General features: G+C 69.8%; 13 protein-coding genes. All 13 read left to right on the forward strand.

Translation table 11 applies throughout. The features are described 5' to 3' along the window. Window positions 1-2: 2 nt before the first annotated feature. From ACVV2G_RS14775 to nuoN, 13 genes are read left to right on the forward strand one after another with little or no spacing between them, the layout of a single operon-like run. Window positions 3-557 carry a NuoB/complex I 20 kDa subunit family protein gene (locus ACVV2G_RS14775; RefSeq protein WP_005313804.1) on the forward strand — a complete coding sequence of 185 codons (555 nt, stop codon included), beginning with the start codon at window positions 3-5 and terminating at the stop codon, window positions 555-557. Further along, window positions 554-1,309 (forward strand): NADH-quinone oxidoreductase subunit C, encoded by a 756-nt coding sequence (locus ACVV2G_RS14780; protein ID WP_453843150.1) that lies wholly within the window; start codon window positions 554-556, stop codon window positions 1,307-1,309. Before ACVV2G_RS14775 ends, ACVV2G_RS14780 begins: the two co-directional genes overlap by 4 nt. Then, window positions 1,306-2,640, forward strand: coding sequence for an NADH-quinone oxidoreductase subunit D (locus tag ACVV2G_RS14785; RefSeq protein ID WP_453843151.1), 1,335 nt, complete (start codon window positions 1,306-1,308; stop codon window positions 2,638-2,640). The genes ACVV2G_RS14780 and ACVV2G_RS14785 overlap by 4 nt, the downstream gene beginning before the upstream one ends. Then, window positions 2,637-3,503 carry an NADH-quinone oxidoreductase subunit NuoE gene (nuoE, locus tag ACVV2G_RS14790; RefSeq protein WP_453843152.1) on the forward strand — a complete coding sequence of 289 codons (867 nt, stop codon included), beginning with the start codon at window positions 2,637-2,639 and terminating at the stop codon, window positions 3,501-3,503. Before ACVV2G_RS14785 ends, nuoE begins: the two co-directional genes overlap by 4 nt. Further along, window positions 3,500-4,852, forward strand: a complete 1,353-nt coding sequence (gene nuoF / locus ACVV2G_RS14795; RefSeq protein ID WP_453843153.1) for an NADH-quinone oxidoreductase subunit NuoF — start codon at window positions 3,500-3,502, stop codon at window positions 4,850-4,852. Before nuoE ends, nuoF begins: the two co-directional genes overlap by 4 nt. Beyond that, window positions 4,849-7,353, forward strand: coding sequence for an NADH-quinone oxidoreductase subunit G (locus tag ACVV2G_RS14800; RefSeq protein ID WP_453843154.1), 2,505 nt, complete (start codon window positions 4,849-4,851; stop codon window positions 7,351-7,353). The genes nuoF and ACVV2G_RS14800 overlap by 4 nt, the downstream gene beginning before the upstream one ends. After that, entirely contained in the window at window positions 7,350-8,726 is a 1,377-nt protein-coding gene (nuoH, locus tag ACVV2G_RS14805; RefSeq protein WP_453843155.1) for an NADH-quinone oxidoreductase subunit NuoH, read from the forward strand. The genes ACVV2G_RS14800 and nuoH overlap by 4 nt, the downstream gene beginning before the upstream one ends. Next, the gene (gene nuoI, locus ACVV2G_RS14810) at window positions 8,719-9,360 is read left to right on the forward strand and encodes an NADH-quinone oxidoreductase subunit NuoI (RefSeq protein WP_453843156.1); all 642 of its coding nucleotides are present in this window, start codon (window positions 8,719-8,721) and stop codon (window positions 9,358-9,360) included. The genes nuoH and nuoI overlap by 8 nt, the downstream gene beginning before the upstream one ends. Further along, window positions 9,357-10,199, forward strand: a complete 843-nt coding sequence (locus tag ACVV2G_RS14815) for an NADH-quinone oxidoreductase subunit J (RefSeq protein ID WP_453843157.1) — start codon at window positions 9,357-9,359, stop codon at window positions 10,197-10,199. The genes nuoI and ACVV2G_RS14815 overlap by 4 nt, the downstream gene beginning before the upstream one ends. Continuing rightward, window positions 10,196-10,495, forward strand: a complete 300-nt coding sequence (gene nuoK, locus ACVV2G_RS14820; RefSeq protein ID WP_030401737.1) for an NADH-quinone oxidoreductase subunit NuoK — start codon at window positions 10,196-10,198, stop codon at window positions 10,493-10,495. The genes ACVV2G_RS14815 and nuoK overlap by 4 nt, the downstream gene beginning before the upstream one ends. Window positions 10,496-10,510: 15 nt before the next feature. After that, complete coding sequence (nuoL, locus tag ACVV2G_RS14825; protein WP_453843158.1) at window positions 10,511-12,484, forward strand: NADH-quinone oxidoreductase subunit L; 1,974 nt, start codon at window positions 10,511-10,513, stop codon at window positions 12,482-12,484. A gap of 5 nt (window positions 12,485-12,489) precedes the next feature. Beyond that, window positions 12,490-14,061: an NADH-quinone oxidoreductase subunit M gene (locus tag ACVV2G_RS14830; RefSeq protein ID WP_453843159.1), complete on the forward strand. Its 1,572-nt coding sequence runs from the start codon at window positions 12,490-12,492 to the stop codon at window positions 14,059-14,061. Continuing rightward, window positions 14,058-15,707, forward strand: a complete 1,650-nt coding sequence (nuoN, locus tag ACVV2G_RS14835) for an NADH-quinone oxidoreductase subunit NuoN (RefSeq protein ID WP_453843160.1) — start codon at window positions 14,058-14,060, stop codon at window positions 15,705-15,707. Before ACVV2G_RS14830 ends, nuoN begins: the two co-directional genes overlap by 4 nt. Window positions 15,708-15,838 lie beyond the last annotated feature (131 nt).

Below are 15,838 nucleotides of genomic sequence, written 5' to 3' on the forward strand. Positions count from 1 at the left end.
ACATGGGACTCGAAGAAAAACTGCCGAGCGGCTTCCTGCTGACCACCGTCGAGCAGGCCGCGGGCTGGGTACGCAAATCGTCCGTCTTCCCCGCCACGTTCGGCCTCGCCTGTTGTGCCATCGAGATGATGACCACCGGCGCCGGCCGCTACGACCTGGCGCGCTTCGGCATGGAGGTCTTCCGCGGCTCACCGCGGCAGGCGGACCTGATGATCGTCGCGGGCCGGGTCAGCCAGAAGATGGCGCCGGTGCTGCGGCAGGTCTACGACCAGATGCCGAACCCGAAATGGGTGATCTCCATGGGGGTCTGCGCCTCCTCGGGCGGCATGTTCAACAACTACGCCATCGTCCAGGGCGTCGACCACATCGTCCCGGTCGACATCTACCTTCCCGGCTGCCCGCCGCGGCCGGAGATGCTGATGGACGCCATCCTCAAGCTCCACCAGAAGATCCAGGGCTCCAAGCTCGGCGTGAACGCCGAGGAGGCGGCCCGGGAGGCGGAGGAAGCGGCGCTCAAGGCCCTGCCCACGATCGAGATGAAGGGGCTGCTGCGGTGAGCGACGCGAACAACACCGCGGGTGACGCGGACGGGGTCAACCCCGAGAAGGACCTGTCCGCGGAGAACCTGCCGGGCCAGCGCGGCCGGGGCGGTGAGGAGATCCGCGTCCAGCGCGGAATGTTCGGCGCCGACAACGGCGGCGACACCTCCGGCTACGGCGGCCTGGTCCGCTCCATCCGGCTCCCCGGGCCGGCGAGCAGGCCCTACGGCGGCTGGTTCGACGAGGTCGCCGACGAGCTGGAGGGCGCCCTGGAGGAACAGGGACTCCTGCCCGGCAACGCCATCGGGAAGACCGTCGTCGACCGCGACGAGCTGACCTTCCACATCGAGCGCGAACACCTGGTCCGCGTCGCCCGCACCCTGCGCGACGACCCGGCCCTGCGGTTCGAACTGTGCACCGGCGTCAGCGGCGTCCACTACCCGCACGACAAGGGACGCGAGCTGCACGCCGTCTACCACCTGCGCTCGATCACCCACAACCGGCTGATCCGCCTCGAAGTCAGCGCCCCCGACGGCGACCCGCACATCCCGTCGCTGGTCCCCGTCTACCCGACGAACGACTGGCACGAGCGCGAGACCTACGACTTCTTCGGGATCGTCTTCGACGGCCACCCGGCCCTGACGCGGATCATGATGCCGGACGACTGGCAGGGCTTCCCGCAGCGCAAGGACTACCCCCTCGGCGGCATCCCCGTCGAGTACAAGGGCGCCCAGATCCCGGCTCCGGACCAGCGGAGGTCGTACTCGTGAGCAGCACACAGTCAGCGTCCGCGGCTTCGGCGCGCGAGACCACCGAAGGCACCGTCTACACGGTCACCGGTGGCGACTGGGACGAGGTCGTCCAGTCCGCTGCCCGCGCCGACGACGAGCGCATCGTGGTCAACATGGGCCCTCAGCACCCCTCCACGCACGGCGTGCTCCGCCTCATCCTGGAGATCGACGGCGAGACGGTCTCCGAGGCCCGCTGCGGCATCGGCTACCTGCACACCGGCATCGAGAAGAACCTCGAGTACCGGACCTGGACGCAGGGCACCACGTTCGTGACGCGCATGGACTACCTGACGCCGTTCTTCAACGAGACGGCGTACTGCCTGGGCGTCGAGAAGCTCCTCGGCATCGAGGACCAGATCCCGGACCGGGCCTCGATCGTCCGGGTCCTGCTGATGGAGCTGAACCGGCTCTCCTCCCACCTGGTCTGCATCGCCACCGGCGGCATGGAACTGGGCGCCACCACGATCATGATCTACGGCTTCCGCGATCGTGAACTGGTACTCGATATCTTCGAGCTGATCACCGGCCTGCGGATGAACCACGCGTACATCCGCCCGGGCGGACTCGCCCAGGACCTGCCACCCGGCGCGGTGGACCAGATCCGCGAGTTCGTGAAGAAGATGCGGAAGAACCTCCCGGAGTACGACAAGCTCGCCACCGGGAACCCCATCTTCAAAGGCCGCATGCAGGACGTCGGCTACCTCGACCTGGCCGGCTGCATGGCCCTCGGCGCCACCGGCCCGGTCCTGCGCTCGACCGGCCTGCCGCACGACCTGCGCAAGAGCCAGCCGTACTGCGGCTACGAGACGTTCGACTTCGACATCCCGACCGCCGACACCTGCGACTCCTACGGCCGCTTCCTGATCCGGCTGGAGGAGATGCGCCAGTCGCTCCGGATCGTCGAGCAGTGCCTGGACCGGCTCCAGCCCGGCCCGGTGATGGTCGCCGACAAGAAGATCGCCTGGCCCGCCCAGCTCGCCCTGGGGCCGGACGGCCTGGGCAACTCCCTCGACCACATCAAGAAGATCATGGGCACCTCCATGGAGGCCCTGATCCACCACTTCAAGCTGGTCACCGAGGGCTTCCGCGTGCCGCCGGGACAGGCGTACACGGCGGTCGAGTCGCCCAAGGGCGAGCTGGGGGTGCACGTCGTGTCCGACGGCGGCACCCGCCCCTTCCGGGTCCACTTCCGCGACCCGTCCTTCACCAACCTGCAGGCCATGGCGGCGATGTGCGAGGGCGGCCAGGTCGCCGACGTCATCGTCGCGGTGGCGTCCATCGACCCCGTGATGGGAGGCGTCGACCGGTGACCACCTCTTCTTCGGAGCGGGGCGTCAGCCTGGGCATGCCGGAACTGCCCGCGCCCGCCTACCCGGACGACGTCCGGGCCCGGCTGGAGACCGACGCGCGCGAGATCATCGCCCGCTACCCGGACTCCCGGTCCGCCCTCCTGCCCCTGCTGCACCTCGTGCAGTCGCAGGAGGGACACGTCACGCGCACCGGGATGCAGTTCTGCGCGGACATGCTGGACCTCACCACGGCCGAGGTCACCGCGGTCGCCACCTTCTACACCATGTACCGGCGCAGGCCGAGCGGCGACTACCAGGTCGGGGTCTGCACCAACACGCTGTGCGCGGTCATGGGCGGTGACGCGATCTTCGAGTCCCTCCAGGAGCACCTGGGCGTCGGCAACGGCGGGACCACCGAGGACGGCAAGGTCACCCTGGAGCACATCGAGTGCAACGCGGCCTGCGACTTCGCCCCGGTCGTGATGGTCAACTGGGAGTTCTTCGACAACCAGACCCCGGCGAGCGCCCGGGGCCTCGTCGACGACCTGCGCGCGGGACGGCCGGTCACGCCCACACGCGGTGCCCCGCTGTGCACCTTCAAGGAGACCGCCCGGATTCTGGCGGGCTTCCCCGACGAGAGGGACGGCGCCGCCGCGGCCGGCGGCAGCGCGGGTCCCGCCTCCCTGGTCGGCCTGAAGCTGGCCAAGGGGGAGACGTCCGCCGCGCGCGTGGTGCACCCGCGGGACGGCGGGCCGCACGACGCGCCCCGGGACGTGCACGACCCGTCCCCGGCGGAACACCTCAGCTCGCACGACGCGCCGCAGGACACATCGGCATCCGACCCTTCCCACCCGGCAGGGCCTACCGCCGAGGAGGGGGAGTGATGACCGTGGCAGCCGAGATCAAGGGCACCAGCCCGGAGAAGCTGCTCGCACCCGTGCTGTCGGCCTTCTGGGACGAGGACGAGTCCTGGACTCTCGACGTCTACCGGAGGCACGAGGGGTACGAGGGGCTCCGCAAGGCGCTGGCGATGTCGCCGGACGACCTGATCGCGTACGTCAAGGACTCCGGTCTGCGCGGACGCGGCGGCGCGGGGTTCCCGACGGGGATGAAGTGGCAGTTCATCCCCCAGGGGGACGGCAAGCCTCACTATCTAGTTGTCAACGCCGACGAGTCGGAGCCGGGGACCTGCAAGGACATCCCGCTCCTCTTCGCGAACCCGCACAGCCTCATCGAGGGCATCGTCATCGCGTGTTACGCCATCAGATCGTCGCATGCCTTCATCTACCTGCGTGGTGAAGTCGTGCCAGTGCTGCGGCGGTTGCACGAGGCCGTGCGCGAGGCCTACGCGGCCGGATTCCTCGGCGAGAACATCCTGGGCAGCGGACTCGACCTCACCCTCACCGTGCACGCGGGCGCGGGCGCGTACATCTGCGGTGAGGAGACCGCGCTGCTCGACTCGCTCGAAGGCCGCCGGGGTCAACCGCGGCTCCGTCCCCCCTTCCCTGCTGTGGCCGGCCTCTATGCCTGCCCGACTGTGGTGAATAACGTCGAGTCGATCGCGTCGGTTCCCGCCATCCTGAACAAGGGCAAGGACTGGTTCAGGTCGATGGGCAGCGAGAAGTCCCCGGGCTTCACGCTCTACTCCCTCAGCGGCCACGTCGCGAGCCCCGGCCAGTACGAGGCGCCACTCGGTATCACGCTGCGCCAGCTCCTCGACATGAGCGGCGGCATGCGCCCCGGCCACCGGCTGAAGTTCTGGACACCGGGCGGCTCCTCGACGCCGATGTTCACCGACGAGCACCTCGACGTCCCCCTCGACTACGAGGGAGTGGGCGCCGCGGGTTCCATGCTCGGCACCAAGGCGCTCCAGTGCTTCGACGAGACGACCTGCGTCGTCCGCGCCGTCACCCGCTGGACCGAGTTCTACGCCCACGAGTCCTGCGGCAAGTGCACGCCCTGCCGAGAAGGGACGTACTGGCTCGTTCAGTTGCTGCGCGACATCGAGGCCGGCAAGGGCGCGATGTCCGACCTCGACAAGCTGAACGACATCGCCGACAACATCAACGGCAAGTCCTTCTGCGCCCTCGGCGACGGCGCCGCCTCGCCGATCTTCTCCTCGCTCAAGTACTTCCGCGAGGAGTACGAGCAGCACATCACGGGCCGCGGCTGCCCCTTCGACCCGGCCAGGTCGACGGCCTGGGCCGACCACCGTACGGAGGTGAACGCATGACCGTGACCACCAGCGCTCCCTCCGGCGGGGGAGAGGCGGCGGTCCCGCCGGAGGACCTCGTATCGCTGACGATCGACGGAGCCGAGATCAGCGTGCCCAAGGGCACCCTGGTCATCCGGGCCGCCGAGCAGCTCGGCATCGAGATCCCCCGGTTCTGCGACCACCCCCTCCTCGACCCGGCCGGCGCCTGCCGCCAGTGCATCGTCGAGGTCGAGGGCCAGCGCAAACCCATGGCGTCCTGCACCATCACCTGCACGGACGGGATGGTGGTGAAGACCCACCTCACCTCGCCCGTCGCGGAGAAGGCCCAGCACGGTGTGATGGAGCTGCTCCTCATCAACCACCCGCTGGACTGCCCGGTCTGCGACAAGGGCGGAGAGTGCCCGCTGCAGAACCAGGCCATGTCGCACGGCCAGGCCGACTCCCGCTTCGAGGGGAAGAAGCGGACCTACGAGAAGCCCGTGCCGATCTCCACGCAGGTGCTGCTCGACCGGGAGCGGTGCGTGCTGTGCGCCCGCTGCACCCGGTTCTCCAACCAGGTCGCGGGCGACCCGATGATCGAGCTGATCGAGCGGGGCGCGCTCCAGCAGGTCGGCACCGGCGAGGGCGATCCCTTCGAGTCGTACTTCTCCGGCAACACCATCCAGATCTGCCCGGTCGGCGCGCTCACCTCGGCGGCCTACCGGTTCCGCTCCCGTCCCTTCGACCTGATCTCCTCACCGTCGGTCTGCGAGCACTGCTCCGGTGGCTGCGCGACCCGCACCGACCACCGGCGCGGCAAGGTCATGCGGCGGCTCGCGGCCGACGAGCCCGAGGTCAACGAGGAGTGGATCTGCGACAAGGGGCGGTTCGCCTTCCGGTACGCGCAGCAGCGCGACCGGCTCACCACGCCCCTGGTACGCAACGCCGAGGGCGACCTGGAGCCGGCCTCCTGGCCGGAGGCCCTGCAGATCGCCGCGCAGGGACTGCTCGCCTCGCGCGGGCGGACCGGTGTGCTGACCGGCGGCCGGCTCACCGTGGAGGACGCCTACGCGTACAGCAAGTTCGCGCGCGTGGCGCTCGACACCAACGACATCGACTTCCGCGCGCGCGTGCACAGCTCCGAGGAGGCGGACTTCCTGGCCTCCCGGATCGCCGGACGCGGCCGGGACCTCGACGGTACGGGGGTCACGTACGGCGCGCTGGAGAAGGCGCCCGCCGTCCTGCTGGTCGGATTCGAGTCCGAGGAGGAGGCGCCCGGCGTCTTCCTGCGGCTGCGCAAGGCCTGGCGCAAGCACGGGCAGCGGGTCTTCTCCCTGGCCACCCACGCCACACGGGGCCTGGGGAAGGCCGGCGGCACGCTGCTGCCCGCCGCTCCCGGCACCGAGACCGAGTGGCTGGACGCGCTCGCGAGCGGAGCCGGCCTGGCGGACGACGGGGCCCGGGCCGCCGAGGCGCTGCGCGCCGAGGGTGCCGTGATCATCGTCGGCGAGCGGCTGGCGTCCGTGGCCGGCGGTCTGACCGCCGCGGTGCGGACCGCCACCGCGACCGGCGCACGGCTGGTGTGGATTCCGCGCCGGGCCGGTGAGCGCGGTGCCGTCGAGGCGGGCGCGCTGCCGTCGCTGCTGCCGGGCGGGCGCCCGGCGACCGATCCCCGCGCGCGTGAGGAGGTCGCCGCGGCCTGGGGCCTGGCCGACCTCCCGCACCGCTACGGCCGCGACACCGGCGAGATCGTCGAGGCCGCCGCCCGGGGTGAACTCCAGGCGCTGCTGGTGGCGGGTGTGGAGGTCGCCGACCTGCCCGACCCGGCACGCGCGCGTGCGGCACTCGCCGAGGCCGGCTTCGTGGTGTCGCTGGAGTTGCGGCCCAGCGAGGTCACCGCTCTCGCCGATGTCGTGCTGCCCGTCGCCGCGGTCGCCGAGAAGGCCGGAACCTTCCTCAACTGGGAGGGCCGGGTGCGCTTCTTCGAGGCCGCGCTCAAGCCCGACCAGATGACCCGCCGCCTCGCGCCCGCCGACGCCCGGGTGCTCCAGATGCTGGCCGACGCCATGGACGTGCACCTGGGTCTGCCGGACCTGCGCACCACCCGCGCGGAGATCGACCGGCTCGGCCCCTGGGCCGGGCCGCGGGCCGCCGAACCGCTGCACACCGCCGGTGCGCTGCCGCGGCCGGCCGCCGGAGAAGCGGTCCTGGCCGGGCACCGGCTGCTGCTCGACCAGGGCCTCCTCCAGCAGGGCGACGAGGCGCTCGCCGGTACCCGGCACGCGGCACACGCGCGCGTGTCGGCCGCAACGGCCGCCGAGGCCGGCGTCGAGGAAGGCGACCTCCTGGCCGTGACCGGCCCCACCGGAGTCGTCGAACTGCCGTTGCAGATCACCGAAATGCCCGACCGGGTGGTCTGGCTCCCGCTGAACTCGGCCGGAGCCGGCGTCGCCTCGGACGCCGGGGTCCTGCCCGGCTCCCTCGTCCGCATCGGCCCGGCGACGCTCGCGGGCGCAGCCCCCAAGGAGGTGGAGGCATGAGTCCGTACCTCGCCGCTGAAGACCTCTCGATGTTCGGCACGGACCCCTGGTGGCTGGTCGTCGTCAAGGCGGTCTTCTGCTTCGCCTTCCTGATGGTGACCGTGCTGTTCTCCATCGTGTGGGAGCGCAAGGTCGTCGCGTGGATGCAGCTGCGCATCGGGCCGAACCGGCACGGTCCCTGGGGCATGCTCCAGTCGCTCGCCGACGGCATCAAGCTGATGCTCAAGGAAGACGTCGTCGTCAAGCGCGCGGACAAGGCCGTCTACGTCCTCGCACCGATCGTCGCGGCCATCCCGGCCTTCATGGCGATCGCGGTGATCCCGTTCGGGCCGGCGGGCAACGAGGTCTCGATCTTCGGTCACCGCACCGCGATGCAGCTCACCGACCTGCCGATCGCGATGCTGTTCATCCTGGCGGTCGCCTCGGTCGGGATCTACGGCATGGTGCTGGCGGGCTGGAGCTCCGGGTCGACGTACCCGCTGCTCGGCGGGTTGCGGTCCTGCGCGCAGATGATCTCCTACGAGATCGCGATGGGCGCCGCGTTCGCCTCGGTGTTCCTCTACTCCGGGTCGATGTCGACCTCGGAGATCGTCGCGCAGCAGAACGACCGCTGGTACATCGTGCTGCTGCCGGTCTCCTTCATCCTCTACATCGTCACGATGGTCGGTGAGACCAACCGCGCCCCCTTCGACATGCCGGAGTCCGAGGGCGACCTGGTGGGCGGCTTCAACACCGAGTACTCGTCGATCAAGTTCGCGATGTTCATGCTCGCCGAGTACGTGAACATGGTGACGGTCTCGGCGGTCGCCATCACCCTCTTCCTCGGCGGCTGGCGCGCCCCCTGGCCGGTCAGCACCTTCTGGGAGGGCGCCAACCACGGCTGGTGGCCGCTCCTCTGGTTCGTGGTCAAGGTCCAACTGCTGCTGTTCTTCTTCATCTGGCTGCGCGGCACCCTCCCCCGGGTCCGCTACGACCAGCTGATGAAGCTGGGCTGGAAGGTCCTCATCCCGGTCTCCCTGGTCTGGCTGATGCTGGTCGCGACCGTACGGGCCCTGCGGAACGAGAACTACGGCTTCGCCGACATCGCCCTCTGGATCGGCGGCGGCGTCCTGGTCCTGCTGCTGTTGTCCTTCGTGGTGGACATGTACCGCGACAAGGGCAGGCAGGCCGAGGGACCCGTCGAGGAGCCGGCCGCCTTCGACCCGATGGCCGGCGGCTTCCCCGTGCCCCCGATGCCCGGACAGGAGCTGCCGCCGGTGCCGCGACGCCGTCCGCGCCGGGAGCGGGAGCTGATTGTCAGTGGCGGGCCCGATACTCAGAGTGACGGATCTCTGGGCGGATCTACGGATGGAAAGGAGGCGTCCGATGGCTGAGGAACCGAAGGAGACCCAACCCGGTTTCCAGAATCCCGTGGCCGGCTTCGGCGTGACCTTCAAGGCCATGTTCAAGAAGCGGCTGACCGAGCAGTACCCGGAGCAGCAGAAGACCACCGCTCCGCGCTTCCACGGACGGCACCAGCTCAACCGCCATCCGGACGGCCTAGAGAAGTGCGTCGGCTGCGAGCTGTGTGCCTGGGCGTGTCCCGCCGACGCCATCTATGTGGAGGGCGCGGACAACACGGACGAGGAGCGCTACTCGCCGGGTGAGCGGTACGGCCGCGTCTACCAGATCAACTACGCCCGCTGCATCCTGTGCGGCCTGTGCATCGAGGCGTGCCCCACGCGCGCGCTGACGATGACCAACGAGTTCGAGCTGGCCGACTCCAGCCGCGCCAACCTCATCTTCACCAAGGAGCAGCTGCTCGCCGGCCTGGAGGAGGGCATGGTGGACTCGCCCCACGCCATCCACCCGGGCACGGACGAGCAGGACTACTACCGGGGCCTGGTCACCGAGGCCGCGCCCGGCACGGTCCGGCAGGTCCCCCACGCCGAGGGAGAGGTGGTCCAGGAGGCCGCCTCGACCTTCGGCGAGGAGGAACCGGCGTCGGAGGGGGTGATCCGCCGATGACCGGGCAGCTCGCCGCCTACTCCACCTCCACCGGGGAGGCCGTCCAGTTCTGGATCCTCGGTACGGTCGCCGTGATCGGCGCCCTGTGTACCGTCTTCATGAGGAGGGCTGTGCACAGCGCGCTCTGCCTCGCCGGAACCATGATCATCCTGGCGGTGTTCTACCTCGCCAACGGCGCCTACTTCCTCGGCGTCGTGCAGATCGTCGTCTACACCGGCGCGATCATGATGCTGTTCCTGTTCGTGGTGATGCTCGTCGGTGTCACCGCGGCGGACTCCCTGAAGGAGACCATCAAGGGCCAGCGCTGGCTGGCCCTTCTCTGCGGGCTGGGCTTCGGCGTCCTGCTGGTCGCCGGCATCGGCAACGCCTCCGTCACGGAGTTCACCGGCCTGGCCCAGGCGAACGCGAACGGCAACGTGGAGGGCATCGCGTCCCTCATCTTCACCAAGTACGTCTTCGCCTTCGAGATCACCGGTGCCCTGCTCATCACGGCCGCGGTCGGCGCCATGGTCCTCACCCACCGCGAGCGCACCGAGCGCGCCAGGACCCAGCGCGAACTGTCCGAGCAGCGCGTCCGCGAGGGCACGCACCTGCCGCCGCTGCCGGCACCCGGCGTGTACGCCCGGCACAACGCGGTCGACATCGCGGGTCTGCTGCCCGACGGCACCCCGTCCGAGCTCACCGTCAGCAAGACGCTGCGCGAGCGGGGCCAGATCCGCGACGTGTCCGCGGAGGCGCTCGACGACCTGAAGGCCCTGGAGCAGCGCGCCGAGGAGCGCCTGGAGCGGAAGGCGGTCGAGCCGGCCGACTTCGAGCGGTCGGAGGAGGCGTCGAAGTGAACCCGGTCAACTACCTCTACCTCGCAGCCCTGCTGTTCACGATCGGCGCCACCGGTGTACTGGTCCGGCGCAACGCGATCGTGGTCTTCATGTGCGTCGAGCTGATGCTCAACGCCTGCAACCTCGCGTTCGTCGCCTTCTCCCGCATGCACGGCAACCTCGACGGCCAGATCATCGCCTTCTTCACGATGGTCGTCGCCGCCGCGGAGGTCGTGGTCGGGCTCGCGATCATCGTGTCCCTGTTCCGTTCCCGCCACTCGGCCTCGGTCGACGACGCCAGCCTGATGAAGCTGTGAGGGGTCGCTAGAACCGTGTCTAATGCAGAGAACCTGATTGCGCTGCTGGTGGCGGCGCCCCTGCTCGGAGCGGCGGTCCTGCTGTGCGGCGGTCGCCGGCTGGACGCCGTCGGTCACTGGATCGGCACGCTGCTGGCCGCCGCGTCGTTCGTGATCGGCGTCGTCCTCTTCGCCGACATGCTCGGCGCCGACGCCGAGGACCGCACCCTGACGCAGCACCTGTTCAGCTGGATCCCGGTGGAGGGTTTCCAGGCCGACGTGGCCTTCCGGCTCGACCAGCTGTCGATGACGTTCGTCCTGCTGATCACCGGCGTCGGCTCGCTCATCCACCTGTACTCGGTCGCGTACATGGAGCACGACGAGCGGCGCCGCCGCTTCTTCGGCTACCTGAACCTGTTCCTCGCGGCGATGCTGCTGCTCGTCCTCGCAGACAACTACCTGCTGCTGTACGTCGGCTGGGAGGGCGTCGGTCTCGCCTCCTACCTGCTGATCGGCTTCTGGCAGCACAAGCCCAGCGCCGCCACCGCCGCGAAGAAGGCCTTCCTGGTCAACCGCGTCGGTGACATGGGCCTGTCCATCGCGATCATGCTGATGTTCCTGTGGTTCGGCACCTTCGCCTTCGGGCCGGTGCTCGGCGGCCACGGGGAGGCCGGGCTCGCGGGCTCGGCCGACGAGGGCAAGCTCACCGCGATCGCCCTGATGCTGCTGCTCGCCGCCTGCGGCAAGTCCGCCCAGGTGCCGCTGCAGTCCTGGCTCGGGGACGCGATGGAGGGCCCGACTCCGGTCTCCGCCCTCATCCACGCCGCGACCATGGTGACGGCGGGCGTGTACCTGATCGTGCGCTCGGGGGCCGTCTTCAACGGCGCACCCGACGCGCAGCTGGTCGTCGCCGTCGTCGGTGCGGTCACGCTGCTGTTCGGTGCGATCGTCGGTTGTGCCAAGGACGACATCAAGAAGGCACTGGCCGGCTCGACCATGTCGCAGATCGGCTACATGGTGCTGGCCGCGGGTCTCGGCCCCATCGGCTACGTCTTCGCGATCATGCACCTGGTGACACACGGCTTCTTCAAGGCCGGACTCTTCCTCGGCGCCGGCTCCGTGATGCACGGCATGAACGACGAGGTCGACATGCGCCGCTACGGCGGACTGCGCAGGTACATGCCGGTCACGTTCGTCACCTTCGGCCTCGGCTACCTCGCCATCATCGGGTTCCCGGGCCTGTCCGGCTTCTTCTCCAAGGACAAGATCATCGAGTCGGCCTTCGCCAAGGGCGGCACCGAGGGCTGGATCCTCGGCGGCGTGGCTCTGCTGGGCGCGGCCATCACGGCGTACTACATGACGCGCGTGATGCTGATGACGTTCTTCGGCGAGGAGCGCTGGCGCAAGGCCCCGACGCCGTCGCCCGCGCAGCCGGACGTGGAGCCCGCCGCGGAGACACGGGGCGAATACACGCCTCCCCACCCGCACGAGTCGCCGAAGGCGATGACGATCCCGATGATCGTGCTGGCCGTCGGCTCGGTGTTCGGCGGCGCGTTCTTCAGCATCGGCGACCGTTTCGTGCACTGGCTGGAGCCCATCACCGGGCACGACCACGGCCACGCGCCGATCAGCGCCCTGACGGTCACGATCTCCACGGTCGCCGTGATGGTCATCGGTGTCGCGGCCGCCTGGGCGCAGTACGGCCGCCGTCCGGTCCCGGCCGTCGCCCCGCCCGGTTCGCTGCTCACCCGGGCCGCCCGCCGCGACCTGCTCCAGGACGACTTCAACCACGTCGTCCTGGTCCGCGGTGGCGAGCACCTCACGCGCTCCCTGGTCTACGTCGACCACACCCTGGTCGACGGGGTCGTCAACGGCACGGCGGCCTCGGTCGGCGGCCTGTCCGGACGGATGCGCAAGCTGCAGAACGGGTTCGCGCGCAGTTACGCGGTCTCGATGTTCGGCGGTGCGGCGGTCCTCGTCGCCGCGACCCTGCTGATGAGGGCGGTCTGATACCGATGTCCTTTCCCCTGCTGACAGTCACGGCGGTGCTCCCGGCCGTCGGGGCCATCGCCACGGCCGCCGTGCCGGCCGCGAAACGCACCGTGGCCAAGTGGCTGGCGCTGCTGTTCTCGCTGGCCACGCTCGCGCTGGCGATCGCGGTGCTGGTCCGCTTCGACCCCGACGGCGACCGGTACCAGCTCACCGAGTCGCACTCCTGGATCCCGGACTTCGGCGTCCGGTACGAACTGGGCGTGGACGGCATCGCGGTGGCGCTCATCGCGCTGACCGCCCTGCTGATCCCGTTCATCATCCTCGCGGGCTGGCACGACGCCGATCCGCTGGAGACCGGCAGCAGCCGGTGGCGGCCGACGCAGGGCTTCTTCGCCCTGATCCTGGCCGTCGAGGCGATGGTGGTCATCTCCTTCGAGGCCACCGACGTCTTCCTCTTCTACATCTTCTTCGAAGCCATGCTGATCCCGATGTACTTCCTCATCGGCGGCTTCGGGGACCGGGCCCACGAGCACGGCGAGAAGACGGCCGCCACCCAGCGGTCCTACGCGGCGGTCAAGTTCCTCCTCTACAACCTGGCCGGCGGTCTGATCATGCTGGCCGCGGTGATCGGGCTGTACGTGGTCGCCGGGAACTTCTCGCTCACCGAGATTGCCGCGGCCCGGGCGAGCGGTGAGCTGGACATGGCGACCAACACCGAACGCTGGCTGTTCCTCGGCTTCTTCCTCGCCTTCGCGGTGAAGGCGCCGCTGTGGCCGCTGCACACCTGGCTGCCCAACGCCATGCAGGAGTCGACCGCCCCGGTCGCCGTGCTCATCACGGCGGTCGTCGACAAGGTCGGCACCTTCGCGATGCTCCGCTTCTGCCTCCAGCTCTTCCCGGAGGCCAGCAAGTGGGCGACGCCGGTGATCCTCGTACTGGCGCTGATCAGCATCATCTACGGAGCACTGCTCGCGGTCGGCCAGCGCGACATCAAGCGGCTGATCGCCTACGCGTCGATCTCCCACTTCGGCTTCATCGTCATGGGCATCTTCGCGATGACCAGCCAGGGCCAGTCCGGTGCGACGCTCTACATGGTCAACCACGGGATCTCGACCGCCGTGCTGATGCTGATCGCCGGGTTCCTGATCTCCCGGCGCGGCTCGCGGCTCATCGCCGACTACGGCGGAGTGCAGAAGGTCGCCCCGGTGCTCGCCGGCACCTTCCTGATCGGCGGCCTCGCGACCCTCTCCCTGCCGGGCCTCGCGCCCTTCGTCAGCGAGTTCCTGGTCCTGGTCGGTACGTTCACGCGCTATCCGGTGGTCGGCATCATCGCCACCTTCGGCATCGTGCTCGCCGCGCTCTACACCCTCGTCCTCTACCAGCGGACGATGACGGGCCCGGTGAAGCCGGAGGTCTCCGCGATGCCCGACCTGCGGGTGCGCGAGCTGGTGGTCGTGGCGCCGCTGGTGGCGCTGCTGATCCTCCTGGGCGTCTACCCGAAGCCCCTCACGGACATCGTCAACCCCGCGGTGAAGCAGACCATGTCCGACGTACAGAAGAAGGACCCCCAGCCTGAGGTGGAGGCGGCCAAGTGAGCGCAACAGCCGTCCACAGCCTGTGGACAACGGCGGCCGATCCGATCTCGAAGATCGACGCGCCGAAGATCGAGTACGGGCAGCTGTCGCCCACCCTCATCGTCATCGGCGCGGCCGTCGTCGGCATCCTGATCGAGGCCGTCGTGCCGCGCAGGTCCCGCTACTACGCGCAGGTGTTCCTGTCCGCCGTGGCGCTCGTCGCCGCCTTCGCCGCGGTCGTCGCGCTCGCCGCGAGCGGATACGGCACGACCAAGGCGGGCATCGCGGCGATGGGCGCCATCGCCGTCGACGGACCGGCCCTGTTCCTGCAGGGCACCATTCTGCTCACGAGTCTGGTCGGCCTGTTCACCTTCGCCGAGCGGCGGCTCGACCCGGAGGCGCACGGCAACCGCGTCGACTCCTTCGCCGCGCAGGCATCCTCCGTCCCGGGCAGCGAGAGTGAGCAGCGGGCGGTGAAGGCCGGGTTCACCACCACCGAGGTGTTCCCGCTGCTGCTCTTCGCCGTCGCCGGCATGCTGGTCTTCCCGGCGGCCAACGACCTGCTGACCCTCTTCGTGGCCCTGGAGGTCCTCTCCCTCCCGCTGTACCTGCTGTGCGCGCTGGCCCGCCGCAAGCGGCTGATGTCGCAGGAGGCGGCGGTCAAGTACTTCCTGCTCGGCGCGTTCGCCAGCGCGTTCACCCTGTTCGGCATCGCCCTGCTCTACGGCTACGCGGGCTCGATGTCGTACGGCACGATCGCGCAGGTCGTCGACGGTACCGTCCAGAACGTCACCCCGGCGCTCGCGGACACCATGGGCAACGACGCGCTGCTGCTCATCGGGGCCGCGCTGATCGTCATGGGTCTGCTCTTCAAGGTGGGCGCGGTGCCGTTCCACATGTGGACGCCGGACGTGTACCAGGGCGCGCCGACACCGGTGACCGGCTTCATGGCGGCGGCCACCAAGGTCGCGGCCTTCGGCGCCCTGCTCCGCATCCTCTACGTCGTCCTGCCCGGCCTGCGCTGGGACTGGCGGCCGGTGATGTGGGCCGTGGCGATCGTCACCATGCTGGCCGGCGCGATCGTCGCGATCACCCAGACCGACATCAAGCGGCTGCTGGCGTACTCGTCGATCGCCCACGCGGGCTTCATCCTCGCCGGTGTCATCGCGACCACGCCGGACGGCATCTCGTCCGTCCTCTTCTACCTGGCCGCGTACTCCTTCGTCACGATCGGCGCCTTCGCGGTGGTGACGCTGGTGCGCGACGCGGGCGGTGAGGCGACGCACCTGTCGAAGTGGGCCGGGCTCGGCCGCAGGTCGCCGCTGGTGGCGGCCGTGTTCGCGGTGTTCCTGCTGGCCTTCGCGGGAATCCCGCTGACCTCCGGGTTCTCCGGCAAGTTCGCCGTGTTCAAGGCGGCGGCGGAGGGCGGCGCGGCCCCGCTGGTCGTGATCGGTGTGATCTCGTCGGCGATCGCGGCGTTCTTCTACATCCGCGTGATCGTGCTGATGTTCTTCAGCGAGCCGCGCCCGGAGGGCCCGACCGTCGCGGTGCCGTCACCGCTGACGATGACGGCGATCGGCGTGGGCGTCGCGGTCACGGTGGTGCTCGGTGTCGCGCCGCAGTACTTCCTGGACCTGGCGGGGCAGGCGGGGGTGTTCGTGCGCTGACGCGGGCGTCCGCCGGTGTGACCGCGGCGGCCCGGCACCCTCGGGGGGTGCCGGGCCGCCGTCACGTGCGCGCGGGTCACTCGCCGCTGCGGCGTGCCGCTCGTCAGCGCTCCGACGGGACGGAGTCCCGC

The sequence above is a fragment of the Streptomyces sp. JK94 genome, from assembly GCF_053613315.1.